Raw genomic sequence first — 15,225 nt, forward strand, 5'->3', positions numbered from 1 at the left:
TACGTATGGCGGTAATTGATGAAAATAGGGGCGTAACGAGCTAAGCGGTGGCACGAGTGAAAGCGCTACCGTATGTTGTGCGCGAACAGTATCGTTCCGTATGGTCTTTGAGAACGGAAGATATTGCCATCATACGTTGCATTAACTCATTCTGTCCGCTATGCCGTTCAAATTTGATGTGCACGACCGCTCGGTCTATCGTGAGCCGGCGCCTATCGACCACGATTCGCCCTTTCAGTCCATGATGGAGCGGTTCGACGTGGCCGCGGAAATTCTGGAACTCAACCCGGGCTTTTATGAATACCTGTGCCGCCCCGCACGGGTGTTCATCACGTCGGTTCCTGTCGTGATGGATACCGGGCACGTGAAGGTATTCGAAGGGATCCGCGTGATTCATAACAACGTGCTCGGGCCCAGTAAAGGCGGCATCCGGTATGCCCCCGATGTATCGCTGAACGAGGTGAAGGCCCTCGCGGCGTGGATGACCTGGAAGTGCGCCGTAGTCGACGTGCCGTTTGGCGGCGCGAAAGGAGGCGTAGTGTGCAACCCCCGCGAGATGAGTCCGGGCGAACTGGAGCGCCTCACGCGGCGCTACACGTCGGACATGTTCAACGTGTTCGGGCCCGACCGAGATATCCCGGCGCCTGATATGAACACAAACGAGCAGATCATGGCGTGGATACTCGACACCTACTCGATGCATGCGCGCCGTACCGAAAACGCCGTTGTAACGGGCAAGCCGATTGCCCTGGGGGGGTCGGAAGGGCGCCACGAGGCGACCGGGCGTGGCGTAATGACCGTTACGCTGGCTGCGCTGGAGCGCATGAACCTGCCTCCCAAGGCCTGTTCTGTCGCTGTACAGGGGTTTGGCAACGTGGGGTCTGTGGCCGCGCAGCTGCTGCGTGAGCAGGGCTGCACGGTGCAGGCTGTAAGCGACATTTCAGGCGGCTACTACAACGCCGACGGGCTCGACATCCCCGCCATGCAGCAGTACGTCAAAGACAATGGGGGCTCGCTCGAAGGGTATACCGAGGCGACGAAGATCACCAACGAAGAGCTGCTTACGCTCGACGTGGATGTGCTTGTGCCCGCGGCCAAAGAAGACCAGATCACGAAGTCGATCGCCGAGGATATGCAGGCGCGCGTCGTGGTTGAAGGCGCAAACGGCCCGACGGTGCCGGCAGCCGACGATATCCTGAATGAGAAGGGGGTGTTGGTCGTGCCGGATATTCTGGCGAATGCAGGAGGCGTTACGGTGTCGTACTTCGAGTGGGTACAGGATCGCCACGGCTATTTCTGGTCGCTCGACCGTGTTAACAAGCGTCTGAACCGGGCCATGACCGAGGCCTTCAATCGGGTCTATGAAACCGCTGAAAAGCATGACACCTCGCTCCGAATAGGAGCGTACGTAGTAGGCGTAAGCAAAGTCGCTGAAGCTCTGCGCCTGCGTGGCATCTATGCGTGACGTATCCATGCGTACTACACCCATGCGTACCTGCACGTCCGCCCGTTTCTGGGCTACTCCACCGCAACGCTCCGGGCTCGCCGGGGTGCTGCTCGCGTTCATTCTGGTGCTGGCTGGCACAGGCATTATGGGATGCGCCAATCCGTCGGCACCCACCGGTGGGCCGCGCGACACCACACCGCCGGTGCTGGAGCGTCTCAAACCTGCCGACGATTCGGTGAACGTGTCGGTCGACACCGATATCGTGCTTCGTTTCGATAAGCACATCGAACGCAGCACGGCCGCGCGAGCCTTTTCCATGACCCCCGAGCCGGAGCGTCCGCCGCGGTTCGACTTTAGCGGACGCACGATTACCGTGTCGTTCACGGAACCGCTGCGCGACAGCACGACCTATATCGTGACGTTCGACACAGACCTGCGCGACGTGCGCAGCGTCAATCTCGATGAGCCGCTCATCTTTGCGTTTGCAACGGGGCCGCAGATCGACCAGGGGTGTATCGAAGGGCGTATCGTAGAGCCGGACGAGGGCGCCCCGGAGCAGGGCGTCGATGTGTTCGCCTATGCGCTTTCGCCTGATGCAGCGGCACCGCCCGATACGCTTCCGGAGGCGCCTGACTTTCGCACGCAAACGGGTAGCGATGGCACGTTCACGTTTCGCAATATTCGCGAGGAGCCGTACTATGTGATCGGCGTGCGCGACGATAATCGCAACCGTTTCCCGGACCCGAACGAGGCGTACGCCGTGCCGCCGGTACCGGTCATTGAAGCTGTGGAGGCGCCCGAACCCATGCCGGTGCCGTGGCTGCTAACCATGCCTGCGCCCAGCGAGCCGCGTGCCGAGCGGGTGCGCCCGCGCACCGAACGGCGCCAGCACGTGCGGTTCAACCAGCCGGTAGAGTGGACCGATCGGAGTCCGGAGACCTGGGTGCTCGTCGACTCGGTCGCGCAGGATACGATCGGCATCCGGTCGGTCTATACGAGCTTCGATACGCCCTTCGAGGTTGGCGTGGAGGCGGAGCAGACCCTGCGTGAGGAGCAGGTGCACCGCCTTACGGTACCGCCTAACGCGCTTGCCGACTCGCTCGGGCGCGCCGTGCCCGACACCACGCTCCGGTTCACGCCATCAACCGCCGCCGACGCGGGCCGTCCCGAACTGGTCGGGTTTCGCCCGGATCGGGGCGGGGGCGAAGCCGGGCGTCCGCTGACTCGTGAGGAGGCGCCGCGCCTGCATGTAACGCTTCCGCTCAGCGGCGACGTCTGGAATTCTGACATTACCGCCGCCGATACCACCGGAACGCCGCGCACGATCAATGCCAGCAGCACTGATGGACTGCGCTACCGGATTGACGTTGATCCGCCTCTTGAACCCGGTATGCCGGTTGACCTGCGCATCGGGCAGGGGGTGGTGAGTGAGGAAGACACGGTGTTCACGCAGCGCTTCCGTCGGCTTGATAGCGAGGAGCTCGGCGAGATCGAGTTTACGGTCGACGTAGAGCAGCGCAGATGGCCGGAGCGCGAATCGCCCGCAACCGACGAACCGGTGTCCGCCTTCGCGCCCATCACCCGCGGTTGGATGCCCGATGCCCTGTATGCATTTCTGCCTCTCGATCGGGAGGCCGACGGCCCCGCATCCCCCCAAAACAGACAGCAGCAGCCCCAAGACGAATCTGAACCAGACGAACTTGGTACCGGCCTGTCTGAAGGAACGCCGGGGACGCTCCGAGCGCAGGTGCACGACCTGTCGCGCAACAACTGGCCCGTGCGGCACATTCGTGCGGATACCGCGGGCGTGATGCTCGTAGACCGCATGCCCGAAGGGGAATACCGCATCCGCGTGGTGCTCGATCGTAACGACACCGGGGGCTGGTCGCCGGGGCAGCTGGCGCCGTATGAGCCCGCCGATGCTGTGACGTGGAGCGAGCAGACGATCGAAGGGCGGGCCCGGTGGACGAATGTGCTGGAGCAGCCGCTCCGCATCATTCTGATTGCCGACTGACTGCCGACTGAGCTGATCGCTGACTGAGTAACTCAATGGGCGCGTGCTGCGCTGCTGTGCTTATGACCGAACTGACCCCGCTGCTTACCGCTGAGGCGATGCGCGCCGCCGACGCGCACACCATCGACACCATTGGCATCCCCGGGCGCGTGCTCATGGAGACTGCCGGACAGCACGCCGCCCGCTACATCGCGTCGACGTACGGTCCGCTACGCGGACGTCTGGTGCGCATCGCTTGTGGCAAAGGCAACAACGGAGGCGATGGACTCGTGGTAGCCCGTGCCTTGCTCGACCGGGGCGCACGCGTCGAGGTCTGGTCGCCCATTGCGCCTTCGGGGTATTCGGGGGATGCGGACGGCAACGCCACGGTCCTCATGCAGCTGTCTGACGCGTATGGGGATGCGCTTACGTGGACGGTCGTGCGCGAGCCCAGCGACGTGCCTGCTCCCACGCATGCCTCTCCCGCCGTGTGTGTGGATGCGCTTCTCGGCACCGGCCTCGCCGACGCGCCCCGCGAACCGATTGCGGCGCTCATCCATGATCTGAACGAGACGGCTGCGCCCACGGTGGCACTCGACGTACCGTCCGGACTCAACAGCGATACGGGGCAGGCCCGCCAGCCCACCGTGCAGGCGGAAGCGACCGTCACGTTTGGGGCTGACAAGATCGGGCTGCACCGGAACGACGGACCGTCGTACGCGGGCATCGTTGAAACAGCGCGCATAGGCATTCCGCAGCATGTGCTGCACGAGCGCGCACATGATTCGGGAGCAGCGCTTGGCACGACCGATGCATATGTAAGCAACCAACTTCCCGAGCGTGGACGCAACGCGCACAAGTACAACGTGGGAATGGCGCTGGTTGTAGGGGGGAGTGCGCCGTACACGGGCGCTCCTATGATGGCTGCGCAGGCTGCAGCGCGCAGCGGAGCCGGATATGTGGCCTGTGCGGTACCGGCCTCCATACGCGACACGGTGGCGGGCTACGCGCCTGCAATTCCCGTACACGCCCTGCCCGACACGCCCGAGGCGGTGCCCGATGCCCTGCACGGGCCGCTCGATAAGGCGCGTGCGCTGCTCATCGGTCCGGGGCTGGCGCCCGATGCGGTTCCGTTCGTACATGCCCTGCTCGACGCGTTCGACGGCCCTGTTGTACTGGATGCGGGGGCACTGCCTGCCCTGCACGACCGCCTCGGCGCCAAAAATGGCGCTTCAGAACGATGGATACTCACGCCGCACATGGGCGAGTTCGCACGGCTGTGCGCAGCCGGCGCCGAAAACGGACGCACCGACAGCGACCTCGACGTGCGCGACCGTGTCCGCCAGGCGCAAGCGTATGCGGCGCGGTGGAACGTGACGCTGCTCCTAAAAGGCTATCCGAGCGTTGTAGCCGATCCCGGCGGACGCACGCTGGCGGGCATGGCCGGCGACCCGGCACTGGCTACGGCAGGCACCGGCGACGTGCTTGCTGGACTCATCGCCGGACTGGCGGCGCAAGGACTCGCGCCATCCGATGCGGCTGCCTGCGCCATGCACCTTGGCGGACGCGCCGCCGAGCGCTTTGCGGCAACAAACAACGCACGTACCCTCAGTCCGACCGACATCATCGACTACCTGCCTGTCACGCTATGACGTTCTCTCTTACGGCACGTCGGGGTCGCCTGCTGGCAGTGCTCTGGACGCTCGGCATTTTCGTTGCCGTAACGGTGCCGGCCTCGTCGGTCCCCGACACGCCACCCGACATCGGGTTCGACAAGATCGTGCACCTTGTCATGTTTGCCGGATTCGGTGCGCTCTGGATGCGGGCCCTGGGAGCAGGTTCTGATACAGAAGGGACATGGCCCCTTAGGCGCTGTCTACTTGTCGTTGGGGGCACCGGGCTTGCGCTGGCCGTAGGAACGGAGTGGGTGCAGCATGCCTTTCTCCCTACCCGAGACGGAAATATCTACGACACAATTGCAAACATGATTGGACTTGTTGCCGGAATCGGATGGGGAGCCTGGCGCGTTCGGGGGCGGGCACATGCCGCCGCGTCGTAACCACGTCATAAAAGGTCAACACGACAGAAAGTGCAACATGACAGCGTCGAGGCCGCACCCACACGCTACAAGCCGACCGGGGAACCTACCGGGTGGGGGTCGGCGACCACGAATCGGGCAACAGCGTGCGCGGCACTCGCACCGCCACCGGCACACGATGCGATTCCTTGAGCCACTGCGGAAGGCGACGCGCAATCAGTGGGGCAGTGAGCAGTCCTTTCGACCCGAGTGCGAGAAACACCCAGGTACGCCGGTGCTGCAACGGTCCGACCAGTGGCAGGTTGGTGGGCTCGTGCTTCACGCGCACGCCCACTGCAATGTCGTGCACAGTGGCTCCTTGCAACGCCGGGAGCATCGACCGGGTTTTCTTGAGGATGCGCTGTGTAGCCTGCTCCGAGGGCCGCAGGTCGTCGAACGTGTGTTCGTATGAGCTTCCGAGAATCCAGCGATCGCCATCTGGCACCACATAGCCCCGACCAGAGATCGGGGGCAGTCCTGAGGGCGCATCTCCTGGACACTGCACCGTGAGCGTCTGCCCCTTAATACCGTGTAGATCCAGCGGTTCGAGCGCAGGCAGGGCGGCGTAGCCCTGTCCGACGCAGCACATCAGGTAGTCGTAGCGATGCGTGGCAGCAGCGCCACCCGAATCGGTATGCACCGCCACGTGGTCGTCGTGCGCGGTCCAGCCGGTAAGACGCGTGAGTGGGGTATAGGTAGCCCCCTGGGCTCGGGCGCGCACCAGCAGGGCGCGCACAAAAGCGGGCACATCAACGGCGCCGCCCTTCGGGAGCCAGAGCGCGCCGTTGTGAGCCTGCACAGACGGATAGCGCTCCGATAGCTTCTCGGCAGTCCACCAGTCGCACCACGCGGGGTGCTCCGACGCGGCTTGTTTGAAAAAGCGCACCTGCTTTGGTTCGGTGGTGGGACGCAGCACGCCGCGGCTGTCGAACGTGCGCTTTGCCCGTGCGCGGGCGACAGTCTCTTCAAGGGCGGCCCACGCTTCAGAGGCCCGCCACGTCAGGTTGGCGCGCCGCCCCATGAGCGGATTCACAAGCCCCGCCGCTGCGCCCGACGCCCCCGAGGCGGCCTCGTTGGCTTCGATCAGATGCACATCGTACGTATCCGATAGATACAAAGCGGCGCAGGCACCGGCGAGTCCAGCACCGGCGATACAGAGCGAAGGGCGCGGCATGGGCAGAGATTTCTTGAACAGCGTAGAGCGACAGTAGACAACGAAGGGCCGGGGCGGGCGATCCATCGGGTGTAGATAGCGTGCCGCAAGAGACGTCTACAGGAAGCGGGTGTCCGGGCTAATGCGTATACTACGCATAGGTAACGTGTCTTTTATGAGAGGTTTAACCAACAATGTACTGCCCTATGACAGGCCCTGTCGCAGATCGTAGCCCACAAAACACGCGAAACAGTAGATCGCGAAGCAGTATTGCACACGTCCTTGCACACCGCACGTCTGGCAAGAGCCCGCTGCTTCTTGCTGCCATGCTGTGCTTAATGATAGCTGCAGGATGCACTTCTATGCTTCCGGGAGATGTGCAGCCCTGGATAGAATCTCCGCGCGAGGGACCCCGCAGTGGACCGAGCAATTCAGAACAGGGTGAGACGCGTGCTACTGAACGGGCATGGACGGATACGTTTGGCAACGACGCCCCCGAGATGCTCACGTTCATTAACGAAGCGCGAAGCGAGCCCCGTGTGTGCGGTGACGAAGCCTTTGAAGCGGCCCCGCCCCTGATCTGGAATGCCGACCTCGTCGAAGCGGCCCGTGTCCACAACGAAGACATGACGACCAGCGTGTTTCGCGGCCATGAAGGCAGCGACGGCTCTACGCCGATGCAGCGCGTTAGCGACCAGGTGCCGCGCCGGTTTGTCTCGGTAGGCGAAACCATATCGTACTTTACGCACAGCGATGAGCGCGCCGTCGAACGGTGGCTCGACAGTCCGGGCCACTGCCGCGTGATCATGAACCCCGGATTCACGCATATGGGGGCTGATGCTGCTGTGGGGCCGCGGTTCAACGCACCTGACTATGAAGGAAGCTACCGAACAGCCGTATACGGACGCATGGCCGACCGAATGCTTGTGGATACAGCCGACCGCAACGCGTTAAAGGGGAAAGCTATTATGATCTATGGGCCTGAGCGCTGCCTGAATACCATTCAGCTCCGGGCCTCGCTGGAGCGAGGCGGCATTCCGTATCATTACGGCAATACCAACGAAGATGCCTCCCGCCGGGCTATGCGTCAGGATCAGCGCGAGCAGGTTAGTCGGACCCGCAACGTACGCGGGGCCACCCCAACGGTGATTATTGACGACGTGCGCATCAGAGGCCCCCGAAACGCATCGGAACTGGCGGATGCATGGCGCTCGGCACGCCGGTAGCGGTGCGATGATAGGAGACCCCAGCACGAAGCACCAGCTAACGGTGTGCGTGTGATGAACCGCGCATATGTATTCACGCGAATGCCTCAAGAAGGGGGCTACAGGCACTTTTGGGGACGGCATTCATGCAATCTATAGACCTATAGACTGGTAGCTGTCGCCACCTTAACACTGCTGACTGCCATGGAGACGCCCGACGTTGCTTCTCCCATGTTCGACTACGAACGAGAGCGAGGCAAGCCGAGGCCAAGCAAACTGCACAGCATTACCCAAAAGAAGCTCACCTTTGCCTTTCACACGTTCGAACCTCCGTATACGGTGTTCAGCGAGCTGACCATCGAGCTTTCCGAGCGCTACTTCACTCCGGACTTGTCGGCCTATGGGAGCAGGCCATTGACTACACCGTTGACGAGATTCGGGGGACCGAGCCGCCACTTCTCGCGGTTGAGATCGCGTCGCCGACTCATGGCATGCAGGTTCTCATCGGCAAGATCCGGTTTCGGCTTGAGGAGGGCGTGCAGTCGTGCTGGCTGGTGCAGCTGCGCACCATCACCGTGTGCCACGACGATATGCAGCAAGCAGCAAACCACCTACGCCGACGGCACCGTCACCGCCCCGAACCTCGATATTTCCGGTGATCTGGCAGACGTGTTTGCAGTGGTGTATCGCGAGTGGATCTTCGTTGCACGCCTGGTCAATCAGATCTCTACCTATATCAACCAGATCACAACGAAAGAACACAAACTTACATACCGTCTTGTGCGTGCAAACGATCCACGTACAACAGACCATCCGATCATGATACAATGTCAGACTCTCCCTATCTGATCGTTGGCGGCGGCACCATTGGGCTCGCCCTCGGCTGGACGCTCGCGCGGCGCGGCGCGGCCGTTACGCTCATCGAGCGCGGCCGGGCGGGACGGGGCACCTCGTGGCAGGCTGCGGGGATGCTTGCGCCCGACGCCGAAATCGGCTTCGAGGAGCTGGATCTCTACCGCCTGAGCCGCGAAAGCCTGCGCCGATGGCCTGCCTTCGTCGATGCGCTCGAGTCTGCAGCCGACATGCCAGTCGACTACCGCGACGACGGTACTCTCATTGTGGCTGACGATCCCGATAGCGAGGAGGCGCTGCGCCGCCTGTACGACTTCCAGCAAGAACACGGCCTGAACGTGACGTGGTGCTCGGGGGCTGAGGCGCGTGAGATCGAGCCGTTTCTTGCGCCGCGCCTTGCCGCTGCTATCCACGCGCCCATGGACCATCAGGTCGACAACCGGCTTCTTGTGGATGCGCTACGCACCGCCTTCAAGAAAGCAGGTGGCACCTTGCACGAACATACCGAGGTAGAGGCAATCCATCCGGATAAGGACGCGCCCCGCATCCGCCTGACCGATGGCAACGTGCTAACTGGACAGGCTGTTGTGGTGGCGGCGGGCGTGTGGTCACGCGAGCTGGAAGGCTGGACGCCCGAGCATACGCCCTCGGTGCGGCCTGTGAAAGGACAGATGCTGCAGTGTGCCATGCAGGGCGCGTTTGAGCTCTCGCACGTCATTCGCGGGCCCGATGCGTACCTTGCGCCCAAGAGCAACGGACGCCTTGTGATTGGCGCAACCAGCGAAGAGCGCGGCTTCGATACGACCGTCACTGCCGGCGGCCTCTACGATATTCTGGAAGGGGCCTGGGAGGTCGTGCCGGGCATCTATGACCTGCCGGTGGATGAAACGTGGGCAGGGCTCCGCCCGGCCAGTCGCGACCACGCTCCGCTGCTGGGGCCCTCGGGCGATCCAGGTATCTGGTGCGCCACCGGCCACTACCGCCACGGCATCTTGCTTACGCCTATTACCGCTCAGGAGATGGCCCGCCAGCTCCTGAGCGGAGAAACCTCCGATTGGATCGAACCGTTTTTGCCCTCCCGTTTGCACTCGCCAACCGTCCCCACACCATGAGTACCGACACAGCGGCTACCATTCAGCTTAACGGCGACCGCCACCCGATTACGCCTCCGCATCCGCTTACCGAGGTGCTGCAAGCCCTCGACATCGAGAGCGATACGCAGGGCGTAGCCGTGGCGATCAATGAGGACGTGGTGCGCCGGGAGGAATGGGCGGATACCATGCTCTACGACGGCGACGAGGTCGAGGTCATCCAGGCGTTGCAAGGCGGATGACGCCCCACCTCCCTCTCTGCTTTTTTTGATATTCCCCTTTTCGATTATGGCGGATGCGAACGGCGTTGCCACGCCCTCCATACAGTCCGACTCCGATGCCGATGCGCTGACGATCGGCGACTACACGCTTACCTCACGGCTCATGATCGGCTCCAGCGGCTATCCTAATCCGCAGGTGATGCTCGACGCGATCACTGCCTCGGGGGCCGACATGGTGACGGTCGCTATTCGGCGCGTGAATGTGGCGAATCCAGCGCCCGAGAGTCATCTTGACCTGCTCAAGCGGGGCGGACACACGATCTTGCCAAACACGGCGGGCTGCTACACGGCGCGCGAAGCCGTGCTCGTTGCCAATCTGGCGCGCGAGGCGCTCGACACCGACCTCATTAAGCTGGAAGTGATCGGCGATGACGAAACGCTGATGCCCGACGTAGAACAGCTTCTGAAAGCAGCGAAAACGCTGGTTGACGACGGCTTTACCGTGCTGGCTTACGCCAATGACGACCCCATCACGTGCCGCAAGCTGGCCGACCTGGGCTGTGCAGCGGTGATGCCGCTGGGCGCCCCCATTGGCAGCGGCATGGGGATCGTAAACCCGTACAACCTGCGGATCATCCGGGAAATCCTGCCCGATACGCCGCTGATTGTGGATGCGGGGATTGGCACCGCTAGCGACGCTGCACAGGCGATGGAACTGGGCTACGACGGCATCCTGCTTAACACCGCGATTGCCGAGGCGCAGCACCCGGTCGATATGGCCCGCGCTATCCGCCACGGCCTGAAGGGCGGACGCCTGGCGTACCGTGCCGGGCGTATTCCGCGCCGGCGCTATGCTAAGGCGTCGTCGCCCGAGGAAGGGCGTGTGGGACAGTGAGCCTCATGAGAACCTGCGCTGCCTATGATTGAGCCGCCTTCGCTTCCCGATCCGCCTATCACGCTGCTTGCAAACAAGTTCGCGACAGGGCGTACGACAGAGGTGGCCGACCGGGTGCATGCCGCCGTCGAGGCAGGCATAGCCTGGGTGCATCTGCGCGATCACGACGCGCCTCCTGATGTTTTTGCCAGGGCTGCTCATACGCTGGTCAACCGCCTGCGTGCGCTGCGTCGACCGCCTACCATCACAGTAAACACGAGATACGCTACAGCCCGATCCCTTCCGTGTGGACTCCACACCGGATGGCGCGGCCCACGACCTGAAACGATAACAGCGCCCGTGCCGCGTCCGCTCGGCTATTCGGTGCATCACCTGATTGAACTCCCTGCGCCCCGTCGGCATGCCGTAGATTACGTGACGTACAGTCCGGTATTCCCTACGTCGAGCAAGCCCGGTCACCCGGGTACTGGAACGGCTGCGCTGCGTCGCTTTGTAGAGCAGGTCCGCGTACCTGTGCTGGCGCTCGGCGGCATAACCCCCAATCGGGTGGCTTCGTGCCGCGAGGCAGGGGCACATGGCGTGGCTGTGCTCTCGGGCATCATGCAGGCCGACACCCCGGCTGTGGCTGCTGCACGGTACATAGAAGCCTGGCATGCCGTGGCTGCGCCATGAGCATACTCCTGCAATCAAAATACACCCTGCACACACTCTTATGTCTGATTCTGTAAAGCCTGTAGCCCTTACGATAGCCGGTAGTGATTCTGGCGGTGGAGCCGGTATACAGGCCGATCTCAAAGCGATGGAGGCCAATGGGGTGTTCGCTACCAGCGTGATTACCGCAATCACCGCCCAGAACACGCGTGCCGTCAACCAGGCCCAGCCCGTGGACCTTGACCTCATTACCGCCCAGATTGAGGCGGTGGCCAGCGACTTTCCACTTGCAGCGGTTAAGACCGGCATGCTGGCTACAGCCGATATTATTGAATGCGTAGCCGAGGCGGTTGAGCGCTATGACCTATACCCGCTGGTCGTCGACCCCGTCATGATTTCGAAGAGCGGATACGAACTACTGGCGCCCGAGGCGGTGGCAACACTCCGCGACGTGCTGCTGCCGCTGGCCACCGTCATCACGCCCAACCTGCACGAGGCCGGGCACCTGCTGGATATGACGGTGCGCACCGAAACCGACATGCGCGACGCCGCGCGCGTGCTCTTTGAATTCGGCCCTGATGCAGTGCTTGTAAAGGGAGGCCACCTATCTGCGACCGACGATGCCGTGGATATTCTTTACGATGGCAGCGACTACCACGCGGTACGTGCGCCGCGCATCGATACGCCGCACACGCATGGTACGGGCTGCACGTACGCATCAGCCATCGCCGCACAACTGGCTCGCGGGCGCAGCATGCCGCAGGCTGTCGAACAGGCGAAAGCGTACGTTACGGGCGCTATCGAGCATGCTCTCCCACTTGGCAGAGGGCACGGACCCACCAATCATTTCTTCCACCTTACGCCGTTTGAAGCAGCAGAAACGCGAGCTACTTGAACAGTTTGTGAGGATGCTACAAGACGGATCATTCTATTTCTGACTGCGTGTATGGGTGCGCAACGGGCGAGACAGGGTCCGTCACACATTCTGCCCGTAGCTCAGATGGACAGAGCGGCGCACTACGGATGCGCAGGTCGGGGGTTCGAATCCTCCCGGGCAGGCCAAGCAAAAATGCAAAAGCCCTCGCCGAGCCAGTGCTCAGCGAGGGCTTTGTCGTTTGTGCGATTCTGCATGCGATTTCATCCTGTGTAGACAGCCCCTGTGTAGACAGGAAATGAGTCGGGGCCGGTCGGCCTACGCGCCACACTGTCTGCTTACACTGTCTGCTTACACTGTCTGCTTACACTGTCTGCACGGCCCACTCCTCATTCTCCTCTTTCGAGGCGTCCATATTCACGGGCACCGGGTAGTTGCCAGTAAAGCAGGCTGCACAGTAGCCCTGCGTGTTGTTCTTGTTGGCTCCATACACCGCGCGCTTCATACCTTCTACTGAGAGGTACGCCAGCGAGTCTACTCCCAGCCAGTCGCGAATCTCATCGACGCTCTCGAACTGATTTGCAAGCAGCTCTTCCTTGTCGGGGAAGTCCATGCCATAGAAGCACGGGCTGACTACGGGAGGGCATGACACCCGGAAATGGACAGAAGACGCTCCTGAATCACGGAGCATCTTGATGAGATGCTGTGCTGTCGTTCCACGTACGATCGAGTCATCCAGTACGATTACCGTCCGGTCTTGCAGCAGGCCCTCAACCGTGTTAAACTTGCATCGCACCTTCATCTCGCGGCGATCCTGGCCCGGCGCAATGAACGTACGCCCCACGTAGTGATTGCGGATCAAGCCCAGTTCGAACCGGCAGCGATAGCCTTGCTCTACGCACTCGTTCGCGTAGCCAAGCGTAGCCGTGTTGGCGGAGTCGGGTACTGGAATGACGATCGGCGTCTTGGCGTCGTCGTCGACTTCGGGAACGGGAGCTTCGCGAGCCAGCTCTACGCCGAGTCGGCGCCGCACCTTGTCGACCATTTCCCCGAAGATCTTCGAATCGGGGCGAGAGAAATAGACATACTCGAAGATGCACTGGCTAACGCCGAAGTTTGTCGGAATCTCGTAGCTCTTGAAGTTTCCGCCGTTGGCGCAGCCCTCGCGGTCGATGACCAGAATTTCGCCGGGTTCGATGTCGCGAACGTACTCGGCTCCGATCATGTCAAACGCACATGTTTCGCTGGCCACGCAGTAGGCTGCCCCACCGGGCTGGTCTGGGTCGCCAAGGCGCCCGAGGGCGAGCGGACGAAAGCCGTTTGGGTCGCGCACTGCAATCATGTGCTCATCGGTCAGGAGCAGCAGCGAGAACGCGCCCTCAACTTGCATCAGCGCGTCGATGACCTGGTTCAGATGCTTCTGGCGACGGCTCTGCGCGGTGAGGTGTAAAATCAGCTCGCTGTCGCTGGTGGTCTGAAACAGCGTGCCGCGCTCGCTAAAGCTTTTGCGCAGTTCGCGTGCGTTAGACAGGTTGCCGTTGTGCGCCAGTGCCAGGTTGCCCTTGCGATGGTGCACAACCAGCGGTTGAATGTTTGCGCGGTTGTCAGACGACCCGGTTGTGGAATAGCGATTGTGACCGATGCCTGCATCGCCGATCAGCTGGCGATCAAAGAGCTCCGGATCGTCGAAGACGTCGAGCACGAGGCCGAAGTCGCGGTGCACCGGCATTATGGGGGCCCCGTTCTCCGGGTCGGTGGTTGACGTTGCGATTCCGCTCGACTCTTGGCCACGGTGCTGCAGGGCATGCAGGCCATAGTAGATATGTCGAGCAGCATCGGGCGCATTGAAAATGCCGAAGATACCGCAGTGATCTTTGACGCTCATAAGTAGGGGGGAGTGTGTCGCCGAGGGCAGCCCGGCGGATGGAAGAAGAGCAATGGCGCACCTCGTGAGTAGATGCGCACACAGGAAACCACAACCGCCCCCGCATTGATCCGACCCCCAGGAAAACCGGCGGTGCCCTCTGGGGCGTTTCCCCATTTGCGGGCGCACCGTCGAATCATGCAGCCGGGCAATGGTACGAATGCTATAGTAGCATCACACCAGCTGCCAGCGTAAGCCCTACCGAGTTAGCAACCATGTCGCGCCAGCTAAAGCGCCCGGTCGGTCCCCTGTATCGGTCGTACGTTTCCTTCGCAACTCCCACCGTAAATCCAGACAGAAGCGCATAGGGAATTGCGGTGTCGTGCGAGAGCGCTGTCTTTTCGACGAGCACGTACTGCGAGCTGAGCGTCCACAGAAAGCTGTACGTTACGTGCAGCGCCTTGTCGCGGGCCAGCCACCGGTCCGAGACCGAGCGGCTGTCAGTGGGCTCAGCTGTAGCGTGAGCGTACAATACGGCAGCCCGTGCGGTAGCAGGCAGCGCGTACGGGGGGATGCGCACCGGCGCGTCTGCATGGCACGCTGGCATCGGCATAGGACGGGCCTTCAGATGCAAGGTGGTTTCCTTCAGCGGCGCACCGCACGGGGTGGAAGTCAGTGGGATGTCCACCGTAGTCCGCATGCCCGGCAGCGCCTGTACGTGATCTGTCGACGTTGCGAGCGCAGGAAATCCGGATGCAGGCTGGCCTGATGCTGCAGGAGCAAAGCCGGCCCCAAGAACACCGGCCAGCAGCAGTGCCACCCCCAGAAGCGGTGCTGGAAACAACCGGGCGACAGACGAAAGAGCAGCCATATGAAACGACAGGTGCGCAGGGAAGAGGCAG

14 protein-coding genes and 1 tRNA gene are annotated in these 15,225 nt (G+C 62.3%); 12 read left to right on the plus strand and 3 right to left on the minus strand.

The annotated features are described in order from the left end of the window. Positions 1 to 160: 160 nt before the first annotated feature. From ACZ48V_RS06785 to ACZ48V_RS06800, 4 genes are all read left to right on the plus strand, one after another. Positions 161 to 1,465: a Glu/Leu/Phe/Val family dehydrogenase gene (locus ACZ48V_RS06785; protein ID WP_464542831.1), complete on the plus strand. Its 1,305-nt coding sequence runs from the start codon at positions 161 to 163 to the stop codon at positions 1,463 to 1,465. Then, positions 1,458 to 3,461 carry an Ig-like domain-containing domain gene (locus ACZ48V_RS06790; protein ID WP_464542832.1) on the plus strand — a complete coding sequence of 668 codons (2,004 nt, stop codon included), beginning with the start codon at positions 1,458 to 1,460 and terminating at the stop codon, positions 3,459 to 3,461. Before ACZ48V_RS06785 ends, ACZ48V_RS06790 begins: the two co-directional genes overlap by 8 nt. 62 nt (positions 3,462 to 3,523) lie before the next feature. Beyond that, positions 3,524 to 5,092, plus strand: coding sequence for an NAD(P)H-hydrate dehydratase (locus tag ACZ48V_RS06795; RefSeq protein WP_464542833.1), 1,569 nt, complete (start codon positions 3,524 to 3,526; stop codon positions 5,090 to 5,092). Continuing rightward, a complete protein-coding gene (locus ACZ48V_RS06800) occupies positions 5,089 to 5,499 on the plus strand; it encodes a VanZ family protein (RefSeq protein WP_464542835.1) in 411 nt (136 codons plus the stop codon). The genes ACZ48V_RS06795 and ACZ48V_RS06800 overlap by 4 nt, the downstream gene beginning before the upstream one ends. Positions 5,500 to 5,584: 85 nt before the next feature. Here the strand turns inward: ACZ48V_RS06800 and ACZ48V_RS06805 are convergent, their stop codons facing one another. Further along, positions 5,585 to 6,691, minus strand: coding sequence for an NAD(P)/FAD-dependent oxidoreductase (locus ACZ48V_RS06805; RefSeq protein ID WP_464542837.1), 1,107 nt, complete (start codon positions 6,689 to 6,691; stop codon positions 5,585 to 5,587). A 341-nt stretch (positions 6,692 to 7,032) separates the two neighbouring features. Here ACZ48V_RS06805 and ACZ48V_RS06810 point away from each other — a divergent pair, with 341 nt between their 5' ends. The 8 genes from ACZ48V_RS06810 (at position 7,033) to ACZ48V_RS06845 (ending at position 12,647) form a co-directional block, all read left to right on the plus strand. Beyond that, entirely contained in the window at positions 7,033 to 7,896 is an 864-nt protein-coding gene (locus ACZ48V_RS06810; protein WP_464542838.1) for a CAP domain-containing protein, read from the plus strand. A 183-nt stretch (positions 7,897 to 8,079) separates the two neighbouring features. Then, complete coding sequence (locus tag ACZ48V_RS06815) at positions 8,080 to 8,724, plus strand: hypothetical protein (protein ID WP_464542840.1); 645 nt, start codon at positions 8,080 to 8,082, stop codon at positions 8,722 to 8,724. Continuing rightward, positions 8,703 to 9,839 (plus strand): glycine oxidase ThiO, encoded by a 1,137-nt coding sequence (gene thiO / locus ACZ48V_RS06820; RefSeq protein ID WP_464542842.1) that lies wholly within the window; start codon positions 8,703 to 8,705, stop codon positions 9,837 to 9,839. The genes ACZ48V_RS06815 and thiO overlap by 22 nt, the downstream gene beginning before the upstream one ends. After that, the gene (gene thiS, locus ACZ48V_RS06825) at positions 9,836 to 10,060 is read left to right on the plus strand and encodes a sulfur carrier protein ThiS (RefSeq protein WP_464542844.1); all 225 of its coding nucleotides are present in this window, start codon (positions 9,836 to 9,838) and stop codon (positions 10,058 to 10,060) included. The genes thiO and thiS overlap by 4 nt, the downstream gene beginning before the upstream one ends. A gap of 46 nt (positions 10,061 to 10,106) precedes the next feature. Next, entirely contained in the window at positions 10,107 to 10,934 is an 828-nt protein-coding gene (gene thiG, locus ACZ48V_RS06830) for a thiazole synthase (protein ID WP_464543107.1), read from the plus strand. 24 nt (positions 10,935 to 10,958) lie between these two features. Next, on the plus strand, positions 10,959 to 11,606 hold the full coding sequence (locus tag ACZ48V_RS06835; protein ID WP_464542845.1) for a thiamine phosphate synthase: 648 nt from the start codon (positions 10,959 to 10,961) through the stop codon (positions 11,604 to 11,606). Between the two features lie 40 nt (positions 11,607 to 11,646). Further along, positions 11,647 to 12,480, plus strand: coding sequence for a bifunctional hydroxymethylpyrimidine kinase/phosphomethylpyrimidine kinase (thiD, locus tag ACZ48V_RS06840; protein ID WP_464542847.1), 834 nt, complete (start codon positions 11,647 to 11,649; stop codon positions 12,478 to 12,480). A 90-nt stretch (positions 12,481 to 12,570) separates the two neighbouring features. Continuing rightward, positions 12,571 to 12,647: transfer RNA gene (locus tag ACZ48V_RS06845), tRNA-Arg, on the plus strand. Between the two features lie 176 nt (positions 12,648 to 12,823). Here ACZ48V_RS06845 and purF read toward each other — a convergent pair. Together purF and ACZ48V_RS06855 are read right to left on the minus strand one after the other, a co-directional pair. Further along, positions 12,824 to 14,344, minus strand: a complete 1,521-nt coding sequence (gene purF, locus ACZ48V_RS06850) for an amidophosphoribosyltransferase (RefSeq protein ID WP_464542848.1) — start codon at positions 14,342 to 14,344, stop codon at positions 12,824 to 12,826. A gap of 202 nt (positions 14,345 to 14,546) precedes the next feature. Continuing rightward, positions 14,547 to 15,194, minus strand: a complete 648-nt coding sequence (locus ACZ48V_RS06855) for a hypothetical protein (RefSeq protein ID WP_464542850.1) — start codon at positions 15,192 to 15,194, stop codon at positions 14,547 to 14,549. Between the last annotated feature and the right edge of the window lie 31 nt (positions 15,195 to 15,225).

The organism is Longimonas haloalkaliphila (assembly GCF_055379825.1).